The following is a 16,787-nucleotide window of genomic DNA, read 5'->3' on the forward strand; positions in this document are numbered from 1 at the left end:
AGGTGGTGGTGCTCACAGGGCCGGAGCCTCCTTCAGCAGCGGGCCGCCCCAGCGGGACTCGAAGGCCTTCTCGACGGCCGCGCCGACGCGGTAGCAGCGGTCGTCGCCCAGGACCGGGGCCATGATCTGCAGGCCGACCGGCAGGCCGTCCTCGTCGGCCAGGCCGCACGGGACCGAGATGGCCGCGTTGCCCGCCAGGTTGGACGGGATGGTGCACAGGTCGGCCAGGTACATCGCCATCGGGTCGTCGGCGCGCTCGCCGATCGGGAAGGCGGTGGTCGGGGTGGTCGGCGAGACCAGCACGTCGACCTGGTGGAAGGCGGCGTCGAAGTCGCGGGCGATGAGCGTGCGCACCTTCTGCGCCGAGCCGTAGTAGGCGTCGTAGTAGCCGCTGGACAGCGCGTACGTGCCGAGCATGATGCGCCGCTTGACCTCGGGGCCGAAGCCGGCCGCCCGGGTCAGCGCCATCACCTCCTCGGCGCTGCGGGTGCCGTCGTCGCCGACGCGCAGGCCGTACCGCATGGCGTCGAAGCGGGCCAGGTTGGAGGAGCACTCCGAGGGGGCGATCAGGTAGTACGCGGGCAGCGCGTACTCGAAGGACGGGCAGGAGACCTCGACGACCTTGGCGCCGAGGGACTCCAGCAGGTCCACCGCCTCGCGGAAGCGGGCCAGCACGCCGGGCTGGTAGCCCTCGCCGCCGAACTCCTTGACCACGCCGACGCGCAGCCCGGCCACGTCGGCCTGGCGGGCGGCCTCCACCACCGGCGGCACGGGCTTGGCGATCGAGGTGGAGTCCATCGGGTCGTGACCCGAGAACGCCTCGTGCAGCAGCGCCGCGTCCAGCACGGTGCGGGCGAACGGGCCCGGGGTGTCCAGCGAGGAGGCGAAGGCGATCAACCCGTACCGCGAGCTGCCGCCGTAGGTGGGCTTCATGCCGACGATGCCGGTCACCGCGGCGGGCTGGCGGATCGAGCCGCCGGTGTCGGTGCCCGTGCTCAGCGGGGCCTGGTAGGCGGCCACCGAGGCGGAGGCGCCACCGGAGGAGCCGCCGGGGATGCGGGACAGGTCCCACGGGTTGTGCGTCGGGCCGTAGGCGGAGTTCTCGGTGGAGGAGCCCATCGCGAACTCGTCCAGGTTGGTCTTGCCGAGAATGACCAGGCCCGCCTCACGCAACCGGCGGGTCACCGTCGCGTCGTACGGCGGGCGCCAGCCCTCCAGGATCTTCGAACCGGCCGTGGTGGGCATGTCGACGGTGGTGAAGACGTCCTTGTGCGCGATCGGCACCCCCGCCAGCGGGCCCAGTTCCTCCCCGGCCGCCCGGCGCTCGTCCACCGCGCGTGCCTGGACCAGCACCGCCTCGGGGTCGACGTGCAGGAAGGCGTGCACCTTCGGTTCGACCTCGGCGATCCGGTCCAGGTGGGCCTGGGCGACCTCGACGGCGGAGACCTCACCGGCGGCCATCAGGCGGCCGAGCTCCGCCGCGCTCTCGTGGATCAGGCTCATGCCTCCTCCCCGAGAATCCTGGGCACCCGGAAGCGGTCGTCCTCCACCGCCGGGGCGCCGGACAGCGCCTGGTCGGGGGTGAGGCTGGGCCGTACCTCGTCGGGCCGGAAGACGTTCTCCAAGGGCAGCGCGTGCGAGGACGGCGGGATGTCGGCGGTGGCGACCTCGGCGACGCGGGCGACCGCGCCGACGATCTGGTCGAGCTGGGCGGCGAAGTGGTCGAGTTCCTCATCGGCCAGCGCCAGCCGGGACAGCCGGGCGAGGTGAGCGACCTCTTCGCGGGTTATCACGGACATCAGTCGTTGAACCCGTTTCTCGGATGGACAGTGAGTGACACTCCATCCTAGGGGCCAGGTCCGGGCGGTCAGCTCCTGGTTTTCACCGCCTCATGCGTGAGGGACGGCAGGCGCAGGCGGTTGCGGAGCCAGACGACGGCCTCGGCGGCGGGCATCGGCTCGGCCAGCCACCAGCCCTGCCCGGCGTGGCAGCCCATCTCCCGGAGGGTTTCCGCGACCGCGTCGGACTCCACGCCCTCGGCCACCGCGCGCAGCCCCAGCGACCGCACCAGATCGATGATCGAACGGACGATCCGCGCGTCGTCGGGGGACTCGCCGATCTTGCGGACGAAGGACGCGTCGATCTTCACCTCGTCCACCTGGAGGCGTTGCAGCCGGACCAGCGTGGAGTACCCGGTGCCGAAGTCGTCCAGGGCGAGCGGCACGCCGAGCGCGGCCAGGGTGCGGATGGTGTCCGCCGAGTACGCCTGGTCGGTCATCAGGATGCGCTCGGTCACCTCCAGGTGGATGGCGTGGGGGGGCAGGTCCAGCCGGGTCAGCCCGGCGGCCAGCTGCTCGGGCAGGCCGGAGTCGAGCAGGTCGCGGGCCGAGACGTTCACCGAGATCGGCACCTCGAGATCGTCGTGCCACCACTGCGCCGCCTGGTTCAGTGCCTTGTCGATGACGTACTGGGTGAGTTCCCGCATCAGGTACGACTGCTCGGCCAGCGGGATGAACTCCACCGGGGAGACCGGGCCGCGCACCGGATGCCACCAGCGCAGTAGCGCCTCCACGCCCTCCACCTGGCCGTCCTCCAGGGACACCTTCGGCTGGTAGTGCAGGTCCAGCTCGCCCCGGTCGATGGCGCGGCGCAGGTCGCCCAGCAGGCTCAGCCGCTCCGGGGAGTTGCGGTCCCGTTCCGCGACGTAGAACTCCACGCCCGCGCGGCTCTCCTTGGCCATGTACATGGCCACGTCCGAGCGTTGCAGCAGCAGCTCGAAGTCGGGGGCGTGGTCGGGGTAGAGGGCGATGCCGATGGAGGCGTCCAGGTCGAAGGTCATGCCCTCCAGGCGGACCGGCTCGGTGAGCGCGACCCGGAGCCGGGAGGCCACCTCCTTGGCGGCGTGGCCGTCCCTGATCGAGGGCAGCAGCACCGCGAACTCGTCGCCGCCGAGGCGGGCCACCACGTCGCCCGGCCGCACGCTGTGGGTCAGCCGGTGGGCCACGATCTGCAGCAGCAGGTCGCCGACCGGGTGGCCGAGGGTGTCGTTGACCTCCTTGAACCGGTCCAGGTCGAGCAGGAAGAGGCCGACCCGCTCGTGCTCCCTGGCCTCGGCGAGGGCCTCCTCGGTGCGCAGGATGAGCATCTTCCGGTTGGGCAGGCCGGTCAGGCTGTCGTGCATGGCCTGGTGGTCGCGGCGCATGGAGAGGGTGGCGGTGAAGTAGACGGCCGCCAGGGGGGCCACGAAGAGCGGCACCAGGCCGGTGCTGTGCTCCATCACCACCACGACCAGGGGGGCCAGGCCCAGCAGCGCGCCGTACACCATGGCCTGCGGGGCGATCGAGGTCCTGATCACCCGGATCATGGGCTTGCGCTCGTGCAGCGCCACCGCGCCGCAGACCAGCAGGCCGCGGACGACGAAGTAGGCCAGGCCGGCCAGCGCGATGGCGGGGATGTCGGTGCCCTCGGGGGTCCAGGTCTCCAGCGGGCGCGGGTGGATGCCGAACGCGCCGAAGGCGACTCCGGCGGCGGTGCAGGCCAGCGTGGTCTGGGCGATGTTGAAGGCGATGCGGTGCCAGGAGCGGCGGTGCAGCACCCCGCTGACCACCACCGCCACCGCCTGGACCAGTACGGCCGCCGAGAGCCCGTGGTGCATGAGCACGGCGAAGGTGAACATGGTCGAGGTGGGGGTGCCGCCGACGATGGCCGAGGAGCTGACCATGACCGGGCGCAGCTCACCGAGCACCACCAGCACGAGCAGGATCCAGAACAGCATGGTCGTGGCGAGCTGCGCGAGCTCGTAGCCGCCGAGCCGGAACTGCGCGACGAACAGCGCGGTGAACCCGATCGTGATCACCCCGGCGAGGTAGATCCACAGGGGCGAGCCGGGGCGCGGGCCGGTGTCCCGCGTGTCCGAAGGATCCGCCAGCTCTGGGCGAGGCGCGAGATGGCGCGCAATAGCAGTCATCGGTAAGAAACCCCCCAAGAGGCCACTATGGGAGGGTACGGCCTCTGGACCACTTCGCGAAACCGCTTGGGCACCCTGCGTTACTGTGAAATTGGCCGCGCCTCCGGCACGGCGGGCTTGGCCGCCGGGGAGCCTGTGTCTTCCCTCCTCCGCTCTGGTCGCTTCGCTCCCGCCGCTCCGTCAGTCCAGACACAGGCGCGGCCAAGCCGGGACATACGACTAGCGGTGCGGCGATTACCCATCGTTGGGTGAAAGTTTCAGGTGGCGGGAGGGCGGTTACAGGGGCGTTGCCAGGGGGTTTCAAGTTGGACCTCCCGCCATATTGGCTGTGGGCCTTCTGGTCTCCAGGATGGGGTGATTAGATCCGTCCAGCTCGGTGGGAGCGCTCCCATCTCCAAGGGACGGAGTACCTCATGTTTCGACGCAGGCCCCTGACGGCGGCCTTGTTAGCCGCCGCCACGGCGCTCGGGATGGGCGCGGCCATGGTCGTGGCCGGATCCCCGGCGCGCGCCGCCGACTCGGTGTTCTACGTGGACCCGCAGACCAACGCGGCCAAGTGGGTCGCCGCCAACCCGAACGACAGCAAGACGGCCGTGATCCGCGACCGGATCGCCGCCGTCCCGCAGGGCCGCTGGTTCACCACCACCAACACCTCCACGATCCGCAGCGAGATCAGCTCCTTCGTCGGGGCGGCCGCGGCGGCCGGGAAGATTCCCATCCTGGTCGTCTACAACATCCCGAACCGGGACTGCAGTGGCGCGTCCACCGGTGGGGCGCCCAACCACACCGCGTACCGGGCCTGGATCGACGAGCTCGCGGCCGGGCTGCAGGGGCGGGCAGCGTCGATCATCCTCGAGCCGGACGTGCTGCCGATCATGACCAACTGCCAGAGCTCGGCGCAGCAGGCCGACACGCGGGCCTCCATGGCGTACGCGGGCAAGAAGCTCAAGGCGGGGTCGGCGCAGGCCAAGGTCTACTTCGACATCGGCCACTCGGGCTGGCTCAGCGCCTCCGAGGCCGCCAGCCGGCTGGTCGCCTCCGACATCGCCAACAGCGCGGACGGCATCTCGCTGAACGTCTCCAACTACCGGTACTCCAGCACCGAGGTGGCATACGCCAAGCAGATCATCCAGGCCACCGGGATCTCCCGGCTGAAGGCGGTCATCGACACCAGCCGGAACGGGAACGGGCCGCTCGGCAGCGAATGGTGCGACCCGGCTGGGCGCGCCACCGGAACCTGGAGCACCAATGTGACCGGGGACTCGGCCATCGACGCCTTCCTCTGGATCAAGCTCCCCGGTGAGGCCGACGGCTGCATCGCCGGCGCAGGTCAGTTCGTGGCGCAGCGCGCCTATGACCTGGCCATCGCGGCCCCGCCACCCACCAACTCGCCGACTCCCTCGCCGTCGCCCTCGCGTTCCCCTTCCCCCTCGCCTTCGCCTTCTCCCTCGCCTTCCCCCTCTCCCTCGCGTTCACCTTCCCCGTCGCCCTCCCCGTCACCCTCGGCGGGCCGTGCCTGCGTGGCCACCTACACCATCACCAACTCCTGGCAGGGTGGCTTCGGGGCCAGCGTGGACGTCCGGAACAGCGGTAACCAGGCGATCACCGGGTGGACCGTCCGCTGGACCTTCTCCAACGGGCAGACCATCACCCAGCTCTGGAGCGGCCAGCACACCGTCAGCGGGGGCAACGTCACCGTCACCAACGTCAGTTACAACGGCAACCTGGCCCCCAATAACACCACCAACTTCGGCTTCAACGGCACCTGGCAGGGCGCCAACAACATCACTGGCCTGACCTGCTCCGCCGTCTAGCCACACCACTGGGTCAGGTACGCCCGTAGGAGCCACCGACCCCCCAGAGGCCACCCGGCCCCGGTCACAAACCGGCGCCGAGGTGGCCTCTGTTCGTTATCCGTGGCAGGGTTTCATTCATTTACAAAAAATTCTCTAGAGAAGTTGCCTCTTCGGGCGGAATTTGAATCACGCAGCGGCACATCAACGGAGGCGATTCTTAGTCCCGCAAGCTTCCAGATTTTTGCGCCAAGTTCTCTAGAGAAGTTGGCCAGTTCCCCTGAAAGTGCTAATCGCCATCCGGCTCTCGCCGACAGACTTCCCAAAACGATCACACCATAACAAATAGTCAAGTGGCGTGTCAATAACAGCGTATCGGGACTTCTCGGCGAGCTATTTCAGTCGTGACCGACCTGCCCGATCAATACCGTAGGGCCCATGCGAGGACGAACCGGAAGAAGCAGGAAGGCGGTCGTGGCGAGGCTGCGCCACCCACGCGGACTTGGCCATCCCCGGACGCGAAGCTGGTGACGACGGCCGTGTCCCCCTGTTCTCCCTGCTCATCCCCTGGTCAAGAACCTTTGAGCCCCTCGGCGCAACCGCTTGCGGGTGTGTCTGTGCGTGAGGCTGGGGCGGTTGGTTATTCCAGGAGGTTGTCGACAGCGAAGATGTAGGCGAGTCCGACGATGACCGCCAGGGCGGCGAGAATCATCATGAGAAGTGTGTTCCGCACTGGTTATCCCCCATCGCCCCATCCTACTCGGGGGATATTTCCGCTGGTCAGGGTTGGGTTGGCCGGGCGTTCTTTGGCAGTCTTAGGGACGGAGCGCCGGAGCCATGTCCGGTCCGTAGCTTGTGCTCCTCCCTGGCCGGTCGGGCCGCGTAGGGCTCGCCTGGCTCCCCTCGCCTTCCTCGCCCTTCCCCTTCTTGCCGGGATCCCGGCAACCGCGATCCCCCGGGCGCCGGCTCCACACACAAGAAGTTGGGTGGAGGTAATCCCACCCAACCGGCCCACTCTGGCCTTCGGTCGGCCCCGGCGGCTGCCGTCCTGGCGAACGAAGAACGGTTGCCGGGAGACTCCCGCCCACTCAGCTGGACGTGACCCAGCCCGCTCTGACCTTCGGTCGTAGACCTGGCTTTGCCGGGAGGGTCGGCTGTTGTCCGGCGGATGAAGGATTTGGGGGCCTTGGTGTTATGGGGTTGGTTCTTCGGAGGTAGGGGGTGTTATGGCGTCGGGGCCCTCGGTGAGGAGGGTTTGGAAGGTGGGCTCGTCGAGGATGGGGACGGCTAGTTTGGTGGCTTTGTCGTATTTGGAGCCTGCGTTTTCGCCTGCCAGCAGGTAGTTGGTCTTCTTGGAGACGGAGCTGGCTACCTTGCCGCCTCGGGAGGTGATGGCGGCGGAGGCTTCGTCGCGGGTGAAGGCGGTGAGGGTGCCGGTGACGACGAAGGTGAGGCCGGTGAGGGTTTGGGGGAGCTGGTCGGTGGGGGGCTCGTCGGCCATGCGGACGCCCGCGGCGCGCCAGCGGTCGATGATTTCGCGGTGCCAGTCGACGGAGAACCATTCGACGATGGTGGCGGCCACCCGGGAGCCGATGCCTTCGACGGCGGCGAGTTCCTCCTCCGAGGCGGCGGCGATGGCGTCGAGGGAGGGGAACTCCGCGGCGAGGGCGCGGGCGGTCGGCGGGCCGATGTGCCGGATGGACAGGGCCACGAGCACCCGCCAGAGAGGCTGGCTCTTGGCCTTCTCCAGCTGTTCGAGCATCTTCTCGGCGTTCTTGCTGGGCACGCCGGAGATCGTGGCGAAGAAGGAGACCTGCTTCGGCTCCCCGGTCTCGGGATCGGTCTTGGGCAGGCCGGTGTCCTGGTCGCGGACGATGGAACGGATGGGCAGCAGGCGGTCCATGGTGAGGTCGAACAGGTCGGCCTCGGTCCGGACGGGGGGTTCCTGGGGCGGGAGCGGCTGGGTCAGCGCGGTCGCGGCGACATAGCCGAGACCTTCGATGTCGAAGGCGTTCCGGCCGGCGGCGAAGAAGATGCGCTCGCGGAGCTGGGCGGGGCAGGCGCGGGTGTTCGGGCAGCGCAGATCGGCGTCCCCCTCGCGCTCGTAGGCGAGCTCGGTGCCGCACTCGGGGCAGTGGGTGGGCATGACGAACGCCCGCTCGGTGCCGTCCCGCAGGTCGGCCACCGGGCCGACGATCTCGGGGATGACGTCGCCGGCCTTGCGGAGCACGACGGTGTCCCCGATGAGCACGCCTTTCCTGACCACCTCGGAGGCGTTGTGCAGGGTGGCCCGCTCGACCGTGGAGCCCGCCACGACGACCGGCTTCATCACGCCGAAGGGCGTCACCCGCCCGGTCCTGCCGATGCCGACCTGGATGTCGCGGAGCTCGGTGGTGACCTCCTCCGGCGGGTACTTGTACGCGATCGCCCACCGGGGCGCCTTGCTGGTGGACCCGAGCTGCCGCTGCACCTCGATCCGGTCGATCTTCACCACCACGCCGTCGATCTCGTACGCCGGGTCGTGCCGGTGTTCGGCGTAGTAGCCGATGAACTCCTGGATCTCGGCCAGGTTCCCGACCACCCGGTAGAGGTCGCTCACCGGCAGCCCGAAGGACCGCAACCGCTCGTACGTCTCCGACTGCGTGCGCGGCGGGGTGGCGCCCTCCCACTTGCCGACCCCGTGAACGATCATCTGGAGTGGCCGCTGCGCGGTGATGCGCGGGTCCTTCTGCCGCAGCGACCCGGCGGCGGCGTTGCGGGGGTTGGCGAACGGCTGCCGCCCGGCGTCCATGATCTGCTCGTTCAGCCGGTGGAAGCCCTCCACGGGCAGGAACACCTCACCCCGGACTTCGATGAGGTCGGGCACATCGTCCCCGGTCAGCCGCTCGGGCACGTTCCGCACGGTCCGGACGTTCGGTGTCACGTCCTCCCCCGTGCGCCCGTCCCCCCGGGTGGCCGCGCGGACCAGCCGGCCCTTCTCGTAGACGATCGCGATGGCCAGCCCGTCGATCTTCAGCTCGCACAGGTAGGGCGCGGGATCGGCTTCGGCCAGCCGTTCGGTCCTGGCCTGCCAACCGGCCAGATCCTCGGCGTCGAAGGCGTTGTCCAGGCTCTCCATGCGCTGGAGGTGCTCGACGGCCGCGAAGTCGGTGGAGATCGCGCCGCCGACCTTCTGGGTGGGCGAGTCGGGCGTGCGCAACTCGGGGGTCTCGTCCTCAAGCTCGCGCAGCTCACGCATCCAGGTGTCGTACTGCGCGTCGCTCACGGTGGGCGAGTCGAGCACGTAGTAACGCCAGTTGGCCTGCTCCACCAACTCGGACAGCTCGGCATGCCGCTTGCGCCGATCGGAAAGCCCATCGGCAACCTGATCGATCCCACCGGAAAGGTCGGCCATGGCGTTCTCCCCTCGCGTCACATCCAAGGAGAACGCTAGCGCCGCCCACCGACAACCTGGCCCATCCCTTACTGGACCTTGAACCAGGAGCCGCGCCCCGGGGAGACGCGGCTCCCCCTGGCTCAGCCGCCCTGCGCCCAGACTCCCTCGTACTGCGAACACTTGCCGGTGATCTTCACCGAGTTCCCCCGGCAGACCTTCGCCTCGATCGACAACACCAGCGGGGTGTCGAGGACGATCTTCCGATAGCCGGCGGCGCAGTTCTTGTAGCTCTTGACCACGGTCTTCCCGTCCGCCTTGAGGTACCGGAAGCGTACCCACGAGCAGGGCCCCACCGACGAGTTGTCGTACAGCCGACCGGTCACCCGCAGCCCGCCTCCGGAACGGGTGACGATCTTTCCGCTGTTGATCTTGGCCTTGCCGTCCGTGGACGCCACCGGCCCCCAGTGCCAGGTGTCCGCCGTCGTGGCCGAGGCCGGCGAGGCGAGAACCCCCGCGAAGACGGCCGCCGCGAACCCGGCGATGACGATTGAACGCATGTGTCTCTCCTTCAGGCTCCAGCCAAAGAGATACGCGCTCCCGCTTGCAGACGACTTGTCGCCCGGCTACTCGCTCTCGGGGTCCTCCCGGAGCACCCGGGCCGCCTCCCGGCACCGGATCAGCGCCGCCTTGGCGTACGCGGGCGAGGCCCCCGCGAGGCCGCAGGCGGGGGTGAGCACGACCTGCCGGGCGAGGCTGTCCGGGCGGAAGCCGAGCCGCCGCCAGAGCTCCTTGGCGGGCCTGGCGACCACGTCGAGCGCGGGCAGCCGGGTGTCCACACCGGGCACCACGCCGAAGAAGAAGGCGGTCCCGGCCTCGATGGCCTCGCCGAGGCGGTCCTCGTCCTCGCGGCGCAGCAGCTTGGCGTCCAGGGAGATGCCGCGTGCGCCAGCCGTACCGAGCACCTGGAAGGGCACGCGGGGGGCGCAGCAGTGCACGATCGGGAAGTCGGCGGCGGCCAGCACCCGGCCGAGCCGGTCGGCGGCGACGACGGCCTCGACGGCGGCCAACCGGCCGAAACCGGAGGCGGTGGGCACGGTCCCGGCCAGCACGCCCGGCAGCCCAGGTTCGTCCACCTGTACCACGAGCTCCGCCCCCGGCACCCGTTTGCGCACGTCGGCGAGGTGCACGGCGAGCCCTTCCGCGAGCGAGTCGACCAGATCACGGACCGCGCCCGGATCGGCGAGAACCTTGTCGCCGTACCGGAGCTCGATCGCGCCCGCCAGCGTCCACGGCCCGCAGATCTGGACCTTCAGCGGCCCGGTGTACCCCTGCGAGACCTCCTCCAGCATGTCCAGGTCGCGGATCAGATGGTCCCTGGCGCGCTTGAAGTCGCGCCCCGGCCGGTCGCTGAACCGCCATCCGGTGGGCTGCACCTCGACCGGCAGCTCCACCAGCAGCGCCGCGGTCCGCCCGATCATGTCCGCGCCCACCCCGCGGGCGGGCAACTCCGGCAGGTACGGCAGGCTCAGCTCGTCGAACACGGTCTTCATCGCGAGGAGCGCGTCCTCGCCCGGGTGCGACCCGACACCGGTAGCGGAGGCCAGTTCCCAGGGGTAGTCACGCACGGGTCTAGCGTAGTGAGTCATGAGGCTCACCAAACTCGGCCATGCCTGCTGGCGGCTGGAAAAGGACGGTTCCACCATCGTCATCGACCCCGGCTCGTTCAGCGGGACGGGGCTGCTGGACGGCGCCGACGCGGTGTTGATCACGCATGAGCACTTCGACCACACCGACCCGGAGCTGCTCCAGGCCGCCAGGCCCGACCTGGAGATCTTCACCTGTCAGGCGGTGGCCGACCTGCTCGGTGACATTCCGCCCAAGGTGCACATCGTCCGGCAAGGGGACACCTTCCTGGCGAGTGGCTTCGCGGTGCGGGTGATCGGTGAGTGGCACGCGCCGATTCATCCGGATCTGCAGATCATCCAGAATGTCGGCTACTTCATCGAGGACGAGGTCTTCTATCCCGGCGACGCGCTGACCCCGCCCGGGGTGGAGGTGCCCACCCTGCTGGTGCCGACCATCGCGCCGTGGCTGAAGACGTACGAGATGGTGGAGTACCTCCGCCAGGTGCGCCCGGCGCGGGCCTACTCCACGCACGACGGGCTGGTCAACGAGATCGGCCAGCGGCTCATCGACAACTGGCTGGGCATGGAGGCGGACAAGCAGAAGGCCGACATGCGGCGTATCCCGCCAGGCGAGTCCGTAGCGGTCTAGCGCGCGGCGGCGATGGTGGCCGAGCCGATGACCATGTCGTCCCGGTAGAGCACGGCCGCCTGGCCGGGAGCCACCCCGACGGCCGGCGCGCCCAGCTGGATGAGCAGGTCGGGGCCGGCGAGCCGGGCCTGGCAGGGGTAGACCTCGCCGTGGGCGCGCAGCTGCACCTCGCAGGTGAGGGAGGCCTCGGGCGGGGCCACCGGGCCGTTCCAGATCGGTCGGGTGGCGGTGATCTCAGTGACCTGCAGGGAGGTACGGGGACCCACGGTGACCGTGTTGGAGACCGGCTCGATGGACAGCACGTAACGGGGACGGCCGTCGGAGGCCGGACGGGTCAGGTTGAGGCCCTTGCGCTGGCCGATGGTGTACCCGTACGCCCCGGGGTGGGTGCCGACCACCTGGCCGGTGAGCGCGTCCACGATGGGGCCTTCGCTGCCGCCGAGCCGGTCGGCGAGGAAAGCCCGGGTGTCGCCGTCGGCGATGAAGCAGATGTCGTGGCTGTCCGGCTTGTCGGCCACGGTCAGACCGCGCCGGGCGGCCTCCGCGCGGACCTCGGCCTTGGTGGAGTCGCCGAGCGGGAAGATCGCGTGGCTGAGCTGCTCCCGGGTGAGCACGCCCAGCACGTACGACTGGTCCTTGCCCTGGTCCGGGGAGCGGTAGAGCACGCCGTCGGTGATCCGGGCGTGGTGGCCGGTGGCCACGGCGTCGAAGCCGAGGGCCAGCGCCCGGTCCAGCACCGCCGCGAACTTGATCTTCTCGTTGCAGCGCAGGCAGGGGTTGGGCGTGCGGCCCGCCGCGTACTCGCTGACGAAGTCCTCCACCACGTCCCGGTGGAAGCGCTCGGCCATGTCCCAGATGTAGAACGGGATGCCGATCACGTCGGCGGCCCGGCGGGCGTCCCGGGAGTCCTCGATGGTGCAGCAGCCCCTGGCGCCCGTGCGGTACGACTGGGGGTTGGCCGAGAGCGCCAGGTGCACGCCGGTCACCTCATGACCGGCCTCGGCGATCCGGGCCGCGGCGACGGCCGAGTCGACCCCGCCCGACATGGCGGCGAGCACCCGCATGGGCGCGACACGATTTCCCATAACGTATTCGAGATTACCGTCCAGCCGGAGCCGCCTCGTCGGGGTTTTTCGCTCCAGGGGCGCGTTGGCGGGCGTGCAGGTTGCCTGGAAGGATGACTGGCCATGCGATTGTTCGGGCGGAAGAGTGAACCGGTGGACTCCGGGGCGCTGATCGCCGATTTCTGGGGCTGGTGGGACGACACGCGTGCCCAACTGGACGCGGGGGACGCCGAGGCGCTGGCGGAGCTGGTCGGGCCGGCGGTGGCGGCCATGGACGACTCGCTGGTCTGGGAGGTCGCGCCCGGGCGGGAGGCGCGGCACGCGCTGGTGGTGAGCGCGGCCGGGAATCCGGAGCTGCGGTCCTTCGTGCACCGGTGGGCGCTGGCGGCGCCCGCCGCCGACGAGGAGTGGGAGTTCCACCCCTCCCGGCAGGCCCGGCCGGATCCGTACGAGCTGACCCTGCAGCTCAACGGCCACCAGTTCACCATGGAGGGCTTCGTCCTCGGAGTACGGGTCCCACCCGGCACCCCCCGGGTAAACGTCACCGCCTATCACCCGATATTTCAGGACATCGATGACGAGGCGCGGATGGAGACCACGCTGCTCGCGCTCGACTGGCTGCTCGGCGAGGACGAGGTCGCCCGCTGGCTCGGCGACATCGAGGCCGCCGAGTTCGAGCCGCTGGACGCGATCGCCGCCATCCACCTGCCTGGCGTGGTGGCCGACGTCGCCTCGGGTTTCCAGGGCGAACGCTGGGCCCTGCTGGAGGGTCAGGCCCCCACGGGCAAACGCCTGACGGCCACCGCCAGGTACCCACTCCGCCCGGTCGACTACCCGCTGTACGACCAGCACATCGCCATCACCGTGCAGTACCGGGCCAAGGACGGCGACGGTATGCCCACCGGCGCCTCCGAGACCGCGCTGGAGACGTTCGGAGAGCAGCTGGCCGCCACCCTCGCCGACCAGCCCGCCGTACTGGCCGCCCACATGACCGTGGACGGCGTCCGGACGTTCCACATCTATGCCGATCCGACCGGCACCACCACGACCGCGCTGAAGACCCTGTCCTGGCCTGAGGGCCGCCTCCGGATAGGCGTGACCAGCGACCCGTCCTGGTCAACGGTCGCCCACTTCCTGGCCTAGGAGAACCTAGGAGATTCCGGCGCGGCGGGCCCGCTCCACCACCACGGCGATCACGTCGGTCAGGCGGTCGACGTCGGCCTCGGTAGAAGTGTGGCCGAGGGTGAAACGGAGTGAACCGCGGGCCTGGACGGGGTTCTGCCCCATGGCCAGGAGCACGTGCGAGGGCTGGGCCACCCCGGCCGAGCAGGCGGAGCCGGTGGAGCACTCAACCCCCTTGGCGTCCAGGAGCATGAGCAGGGCGTCGCCCTCGCAGCCGGGGAAGGAGAAGTGGGCGTTGCCGGGGAGACGGTCCTCCGGGTCGCCGTTGAGGATCACGTCGGGGACGGCCTGCCGTACCCGGTCGACGAGGGTGTCGCGGAGGGCGGCCAGGCGGGCGGCGTGCTCGGGGCGGCGGTCGACGGCGGTCTGGACGGCAGTGGCGAATCCGGCGATGGCAGGGGCGTCCAGGGTGCCCGACCGCACGTCCCGCTCCTGGCCGCCGCCGTGCAGCACGGGGACGGGGTCGATGCCCCGGGCGAGCAGCAGCGCGCCGACGCCCATCGGGCCGCCCACCTTGTGGCCGGAGACGGTCATCGCGTCCACCCCGGAATCGGCGAAGTTGATCGGGAGCTGGGCGACCGCCTGAACCGCGTCGGTGTGGAAGGGAATGCCGTGCTCGTGCGCGATCGCGACCAGCTCGGCCACCGGCTGCACGGTGCCCACCTCGTTGTTGGCCCACATCACGCTGACCAGCGCCACGTCATCGGGGCCGGCGGCGATGGCGGCGCGCAGGGTCTCCGGGAGCACCCGGCCGCCGGCGTCCACGGGTAGCTTCTCGACGACCGCGCCCTGGTTGTCGGCCAGCCAGTACGCCGGGTCCAGCGCGGCGTGGTGCTCGACGGCGCTGATCAGGATGCGGGGGCGGCGGCGGGCCCAGAACAGGCCCTTGACGGCGAGGTTGTCGGCCTCGGTGCCGCCGGAGGTGAAGACGACCTCGCTCGGGCGGGCACCGAGGGCGCAGGCGATGGTCTCCCGCGACTCCTCCACCACCCGCCGGGTGCGCCGGCCCGCCGCGTGCAGCGACGAGGCGTTGCCGACCCGGCTCAGCTCGGCGACCATCGCGTCGATCGCCTCGGGGAGCATCGGCGTGGTCGCAGCATGATCGAGATAGGCGGTCCCCACGGCCCCTCCGTTCCACACACAACCAACCAAGCCTAGCCCCAGTGGTGGAGGTCACCACCCCTCGGTGTGGTTAGTGAACCGTCCAGACGGTACAGTAGACGGCATGAGGAGGGATGAGCTGCTGGACGCCGCCGAGGCGCTCCTTGCCGACCAAGGCGAACGCGCGCTCACCCTCGCCGCGGTGGCCGACCGCGCCGGTGTCAGCAAAGGCGGCCTGCTCTACCACTTCGGCACCAAGGACGCGCTGGTCAACGGCATGATCGAGCGTCTGATCGCGGACTTCGACGCCCTCATCGCCGCGCAGCAGGACTCCTGCTACACCCGCGCCTACATCAAGGCCACCTTCGTGGCCGTGCGGACCGGCCGCCTGCGCCGCTGGGCCGTCGTCACCGGCGCCGCCGGGGACCCCGCTCTCCTGACCCCGCTCCGCGACGCGATGGCCCGCTGGCACACCCATGGCCTGGCCGAGGAACCGGACCCGGTGATGTCGCGGATTGTCCGCCTCGCCTGTGAGGGCCTCTGGGAAACGGCGACGCAGTGTCCGGCCGTTTTCGACCCGAGGGACGATCAAGGGAACTACGAGGACCTTCGCGAGCGTCTGCTCGCCCTCGTTCCCTGAATCTCTTTCTCATCTTCTGGTGGTCGCCCTGTACGGCCCGGGCCGTACGGGCGACCGGAACATGTCTGCCCAACTCGCTGGCAGGAAAAACCCACTGACCATCCGGAAAACCTTAGAGAAACATCGGAAAAGGAGTTTGTGATGTCGCGCGCGCTGAGGACTGCTCGTTTGGGGGCATTCCTCACGTTTGTTATTGCTGGGGTGTTGTGCGGAACTTTCACCGTACGGATTCCCGCGTTAGCCGATCGGCTGGGGATGGCCGAGGGCGAGGTGGGGATGGTGCTGCTGGCGTGGGGGCTTGGGGCCCTGGTCAGCATGCAGGCCCTGCGGGGAGTACTGGCCAGGACCGGCAGCGGGGCTGTGCTGCGGGTCGCGGGCCCGCTGTGCGCGGGGAGCCTGCTGCTGGTGGGGTACGTCGGGTCGGTGCCGGCGCTGGTGGCGGTGGCCGCCGCCAACGGGCTCGCCTTCGGGGCGATGGACGTGGCGATGAACGCCCAGGGCTCGGCGGTGGAGCGCCGGGCCGGGCAGCCCCTGCTGGGCGGCATGCACGCCGGGTGGTGCGTCGGGGCGATCACGGCGGGGCTGCTGGGCACGGCCGCCATCGCGGCGGACCTGCCGCTGGCCGCGCACGTGACGCTGGTGGCGGTGCCGGCGCTGCCGGTCACGCCGCTGCTCGGCCGCTGGTACCTGCGCGATCACGTCCGGGCGGCGGAGTCGGCGAGCGCGCGCCGGCTGCCGCCCGTGGTCTACCTGCTGGGCGCGATCACCTTCGGCGCGTTCATGGTGGAGGGCATAGTGGCCGACTGGAACGGGCTCTACCTGCGGGACGTGCTGCGGGCCCCGGAGGCGCTGGCCGCCCTCGGCTACCCGGTGTTCGAGGCGGGCATGCTGCTCGGCCGCCTCTCCGGCGACCGCCTGCGCACCCGTTTCGGGGCCACCGGCCTGATCGTGGTCTCGGGTCTGGCGACCGCGGGCACGTACGGGATGGTGATCCTGGTGCCCTCCCCGGTGGCCGCCGTGGCGGGGATGTCGCTGGTGGGCCTGTCGGTGGCGATGATCTCCCCGCTGGCGCTCTCCCTGGCCGGCACGGCCACCGCCACCCCCGGACCGGCGATCGCCCAGGCCGGCGCGATGGGCTACGCGGGTCTGCTGCTCGGCCCGGTGCTGATCGGCCTGCTGTCGGGGGCGACCTCGCTCCGGATCGCGCTGGTCACCGCCGTGGTGCTCGGCATTCTGATCGCCGTGGCCGCGCGATTCCTGCCGAAGACAGCACGTTCCAAAGAAATTCGGCCGGAGACCGAGGAAAGGGTGCTCGTCGCCGCGTAACAACAAGGGGGCGCCGCTCGCCTGTCACGGAACAGGCGAGCGGCGCCATCGGGAAAACCCGGGG

General features: G+C 70.1%; 13 protein-coding genes. 5 read left to right on the forward strand and 8 right to left on the reverse strand.

Annotated elements, in window-relative coordinates; genetic code table 11:
- Positions 1-12: 12 nt before the first annotated feature.
- The 3 genes from gatA to KIP79_RS11045 all read right to left on the reverse strand — a co-directional run bounded on the left by gatA (position 13) and on the right by KIP79_RS11045 (position 3,967).
- Positions 13-1,503: an Asp-tRNA(Asn)/Glu-tRNA(Gln) amidotransferase subunit GatA gene (gatA, locus tag KIP79_RS11035; RefSeq protein WP_214104621.1), complete on the reverse strand. Its 1,491-nt coding sequence runs from the start codon at positions 1,501-1,503 to the stop codon at positions 13-15.
- Positions 1,500-1,799 (reverse strand): Asp-tRNA(Asn)/Glu-tRNA(Gln) amidotransferase subunit GatC, encoded by a 300-nt coding sequence (gene gatC, locus KIP79_RS11040; protein WP_214104622.1) that lies wholly within the window; start codon positions 1,797-1,799, stop codon positions 1,500-1,502. The genes gatA and gatC overlap by 4 nt, the downstream gene beginning before the upstream one ends.
- A 68-nt stretch (positions 1,800-1,867) precedes the next feature.
- On the reverse strand, positions 1,868-3,967 hold the full coding sequence (locus KIP79_RS11045) for a putative bifunctional diguanylate cyclase/phosphodiesterase (protein ID WP_250213018.1): 2,100 nt from the start codon (positions 3,965-3,967) through the stop codon (positions 1,868-1,870).
- A gap of 413 nt (positions 3,968-4,380) precedes the next feature.
- Between KIP79_RS11045 and KIP79_RS11050 the strand changes: the two genes are divergently transcribed.
- Positions 4,381-5,781, forward strand: coding sequence for a glycoside hydrolase family 6 protein (locus KIP79_RS11050; protein ID WP_214104623.1), 1,401 nt, complete (start codon positions 4,381-4,383; stop codon positions 5,779-5,781).
- Positions 5,782-6,952: 1,171 nt separating this feature from the next.
- On the opposite strand, the gene ligA is transcribed toward KIP79_RS11050, so the two are convergent.
- The 3 genes from ligA to KIP79_RS11065 all read right to left on the reverse strand — a co-directional run bounded on the left by ligA (position 6,953) and on the right by KIP79_RS11065 (position 10,761).
- Positions 6,953-9,154, reverse strand: coding sequence for an NAD-dependent DNA ligase LigA (gene ligA / locus KIP79_RS11055; protein ID WP_214104624.1), 2,202 nt, complete (start codon positions 9,152-9,154; stop codon positions 6,953-6,955).
- Between the two features lie 122 nt (positions 9,155-9,276).
- Positions 9,277-9,693: a hypothetical protein gene (locus KIP79_RS11060; protein WP_214104625.1), complete on the reverse strand. Its 417-nt coding sequence runs from the start codon at positions 9,691-9,693 to the stop codon at positions 9,277-9,279.
- Positions 9,694-9,759: 66 nt separating this feature from the next.
- Positions 9,760-10,761 (reverse strand): methionine synthase, encoded by a 1,002-nt coding sequence (locus KIP79_RS11065; RefSeq protein ID WP_372453556.1) that lies wholly within the window; start codon positions 10,759-10,761, stop codon positions 9,760-9,762.
- Between the two features lie 19 nt (positions 10,762-10,780).
- Between KIP79_RS11065 and KIP79_RS11070 the strand changes: the two genes are divergently transcribed.
- Positions 10,781-11,410, forward strand: a complete 630-nt coding sequence (locus KIP79_RS11070) for an MBL fold metallo-hydrolase (RefSeq protein ID WP_214104627.1) — start codon at positions 10,781-10,783, stop codon at positions 11,408-11,410.
- Here KIP79_RS11070 and mnmA read toward each other — a convergent pair.
- A complete protein-coding gene (gene mnmA, locus KIP79_RS11075; protein ID WP_256447199.1) occupies positions 11,407-12,495 on the reverse strand; it encodes a tRNA 2-thiouridine(34) synthase MnmA in 1,089 nt (362 codons plus the stop codon). The two genes, KIP79_RS11070 and mnmA, sit on opposite strands and share 4 nt — an antisense overlap.
- Positions 12,496-12,597: 102 nt before the next feature.
- Here mnmA and KIP79_RS11080 point away from each other — a divergent pair, with 102 nt between their 5' ends.
- Positions 12,598-13,617, forward strand: a complete 1,020-nt coding sequence (locus KIP79_RS11080; RefSeq protein WP_214104628.1) for a DUF695 domain-containing protein — start codon at positions 12,598-12,600, stop codon at positions 13,615-13,617.
- Positions 13,618-13,623: 6 nt separating this feature from the next.
- Here KIP79_RS11080 and KIP79_RS11085 read toward each other — a convergent pair whose 3' ends face one another.
- Positions 13,624-14,778: a cysteine desulfurase family protein gene (locus KIP79_RS11085; RefSeq protein WP_214104629.1), complete on the reverse strand. Its 1,155-nt coding sequence runs from the start codon at positions 14,776-14,778 to the stop codon at positions 13,624-13,626.
- Between the two features lie 103 nt (positions 14,779-14,881).
- Here KIP79_RS11085 and KIP79_RS11090 point away from each other — a divergent pair, with 103 nt between their 5' ends.
- Both KIP79_RS11090 and KIP79_RS11095 read left to right on the forward strand, forming a co-directional pair.
- Positions 14,882-15,397 carry a TetR/AcrR family transcriptional regulator gene (locus KIP79_RS11090; RefSeq protein WP_214104630.1) on the forward strand — a complete coding sequence of 172 codons (516 nt, stop codon included), beginning with the start codon at positions 14,882-14,884 and terminating at the stop codon, positions 15,395-15,397.
- A 141-nt stretch (positions 15,398-15,538) separates the two neighbouring features.
- Positions 15,539-16,723 (forward strand): MFS transporter, encoded by a 1,185-nt coding sequence (locus KIP79_RS11095; protein WP_214104631.1) that lies wholly within the window; start codon positions 15,539-15,541, stop codon positions 16,721-16,723.
- Positions 16,724-16,787 lie beyond the last annotated feature (64 nt).

The sequence above is a fragment of the Acrocarpospora catenulata genome (assembly GCF_018476525.1).
GTDB classification, from domain to species: Bacteria; Actinomycetota; Actinomycetes; order Streptosporangiales; family Streptosporangiaceae; genus Acrocarpospora; species Acrocarpospora catenulata.

Coding starts and splice junctions, on each gene's coding strand:
- gatA (WP_214104621.1), bottom strand. CDS start 1,503: ATGAGCCTGATCCACGAGAGCGCGGCGGAGCTCGGCCGCCTGATGGCC.
- mnmA (WP_256447199.1), bottom strand. CDS start 12,495: ATGGGAAATCGTGTCGCGCCCATGCGGGTGCTCGCCGCCATGTCGGGC.
- KIP79_RS11045 (WP_250213018.1), bottom strand. CDS start 3,967: ATGACTGCTATTGCGCGCCATCTCGCGCCTCGCCCAGAGCTGGCGGAT.
- KIP79_RS11050 (WP_214104623.1), top strand. CDS start 4,381: ATGTTTCGACGCAGGCCCCTGACGGCGGCCTTGTTAGCCGCCGCCACG.
- ligA (WP_214104624.1), bottom strand. CDS start 9,154: ATGGCCGACCTTTCCGGTGGGATCGATCAGGTTGCCGATGGGCTTTCC.
- KIP79_RS11090 (WP_214104630.1), top strand. CDS start 14,882: ATGAGGAGGGATGAGCTGCTGGACGCCGCCGAGGCGCTCCTTGCCGAC.
- KIP79_RS11060 (WP_214104625.1), bottom strand. CDS start 9,693: ATGCGTTCAATCGTCATCGCCGGGTTCGCGGCGGCCGTCTTCGCGGGG.
- KIP79_RS11070 (WP_214104627.1), top strand. CDS start 10,781: ATGAGGCTCACCAAACTCGGCCATGCCTGCTGGCGGCTGGAAAAGGAC.
- gatC (WP_214104622.1), bottom strand. CDS start 1,799: ATGTCCGTGATAACCCGCGAAGAGGTCGCTCACCTCGCCCGGCTGTCC.
- KIP79_RS11080 (WP_214104628.1), top strand. CDS start 12,598: ATGCGATTGTTCGGGCGGAAGAGTGAACCGGTGGACTCCGGGGCGCTG.
- KIP79_RS11095 (WP_214104631.1), top strand. CDS start 15,539: ATGTCGCGCGCGCTGAGGACTGCTCGTTTGGGGGCATTCCTCACGTTT.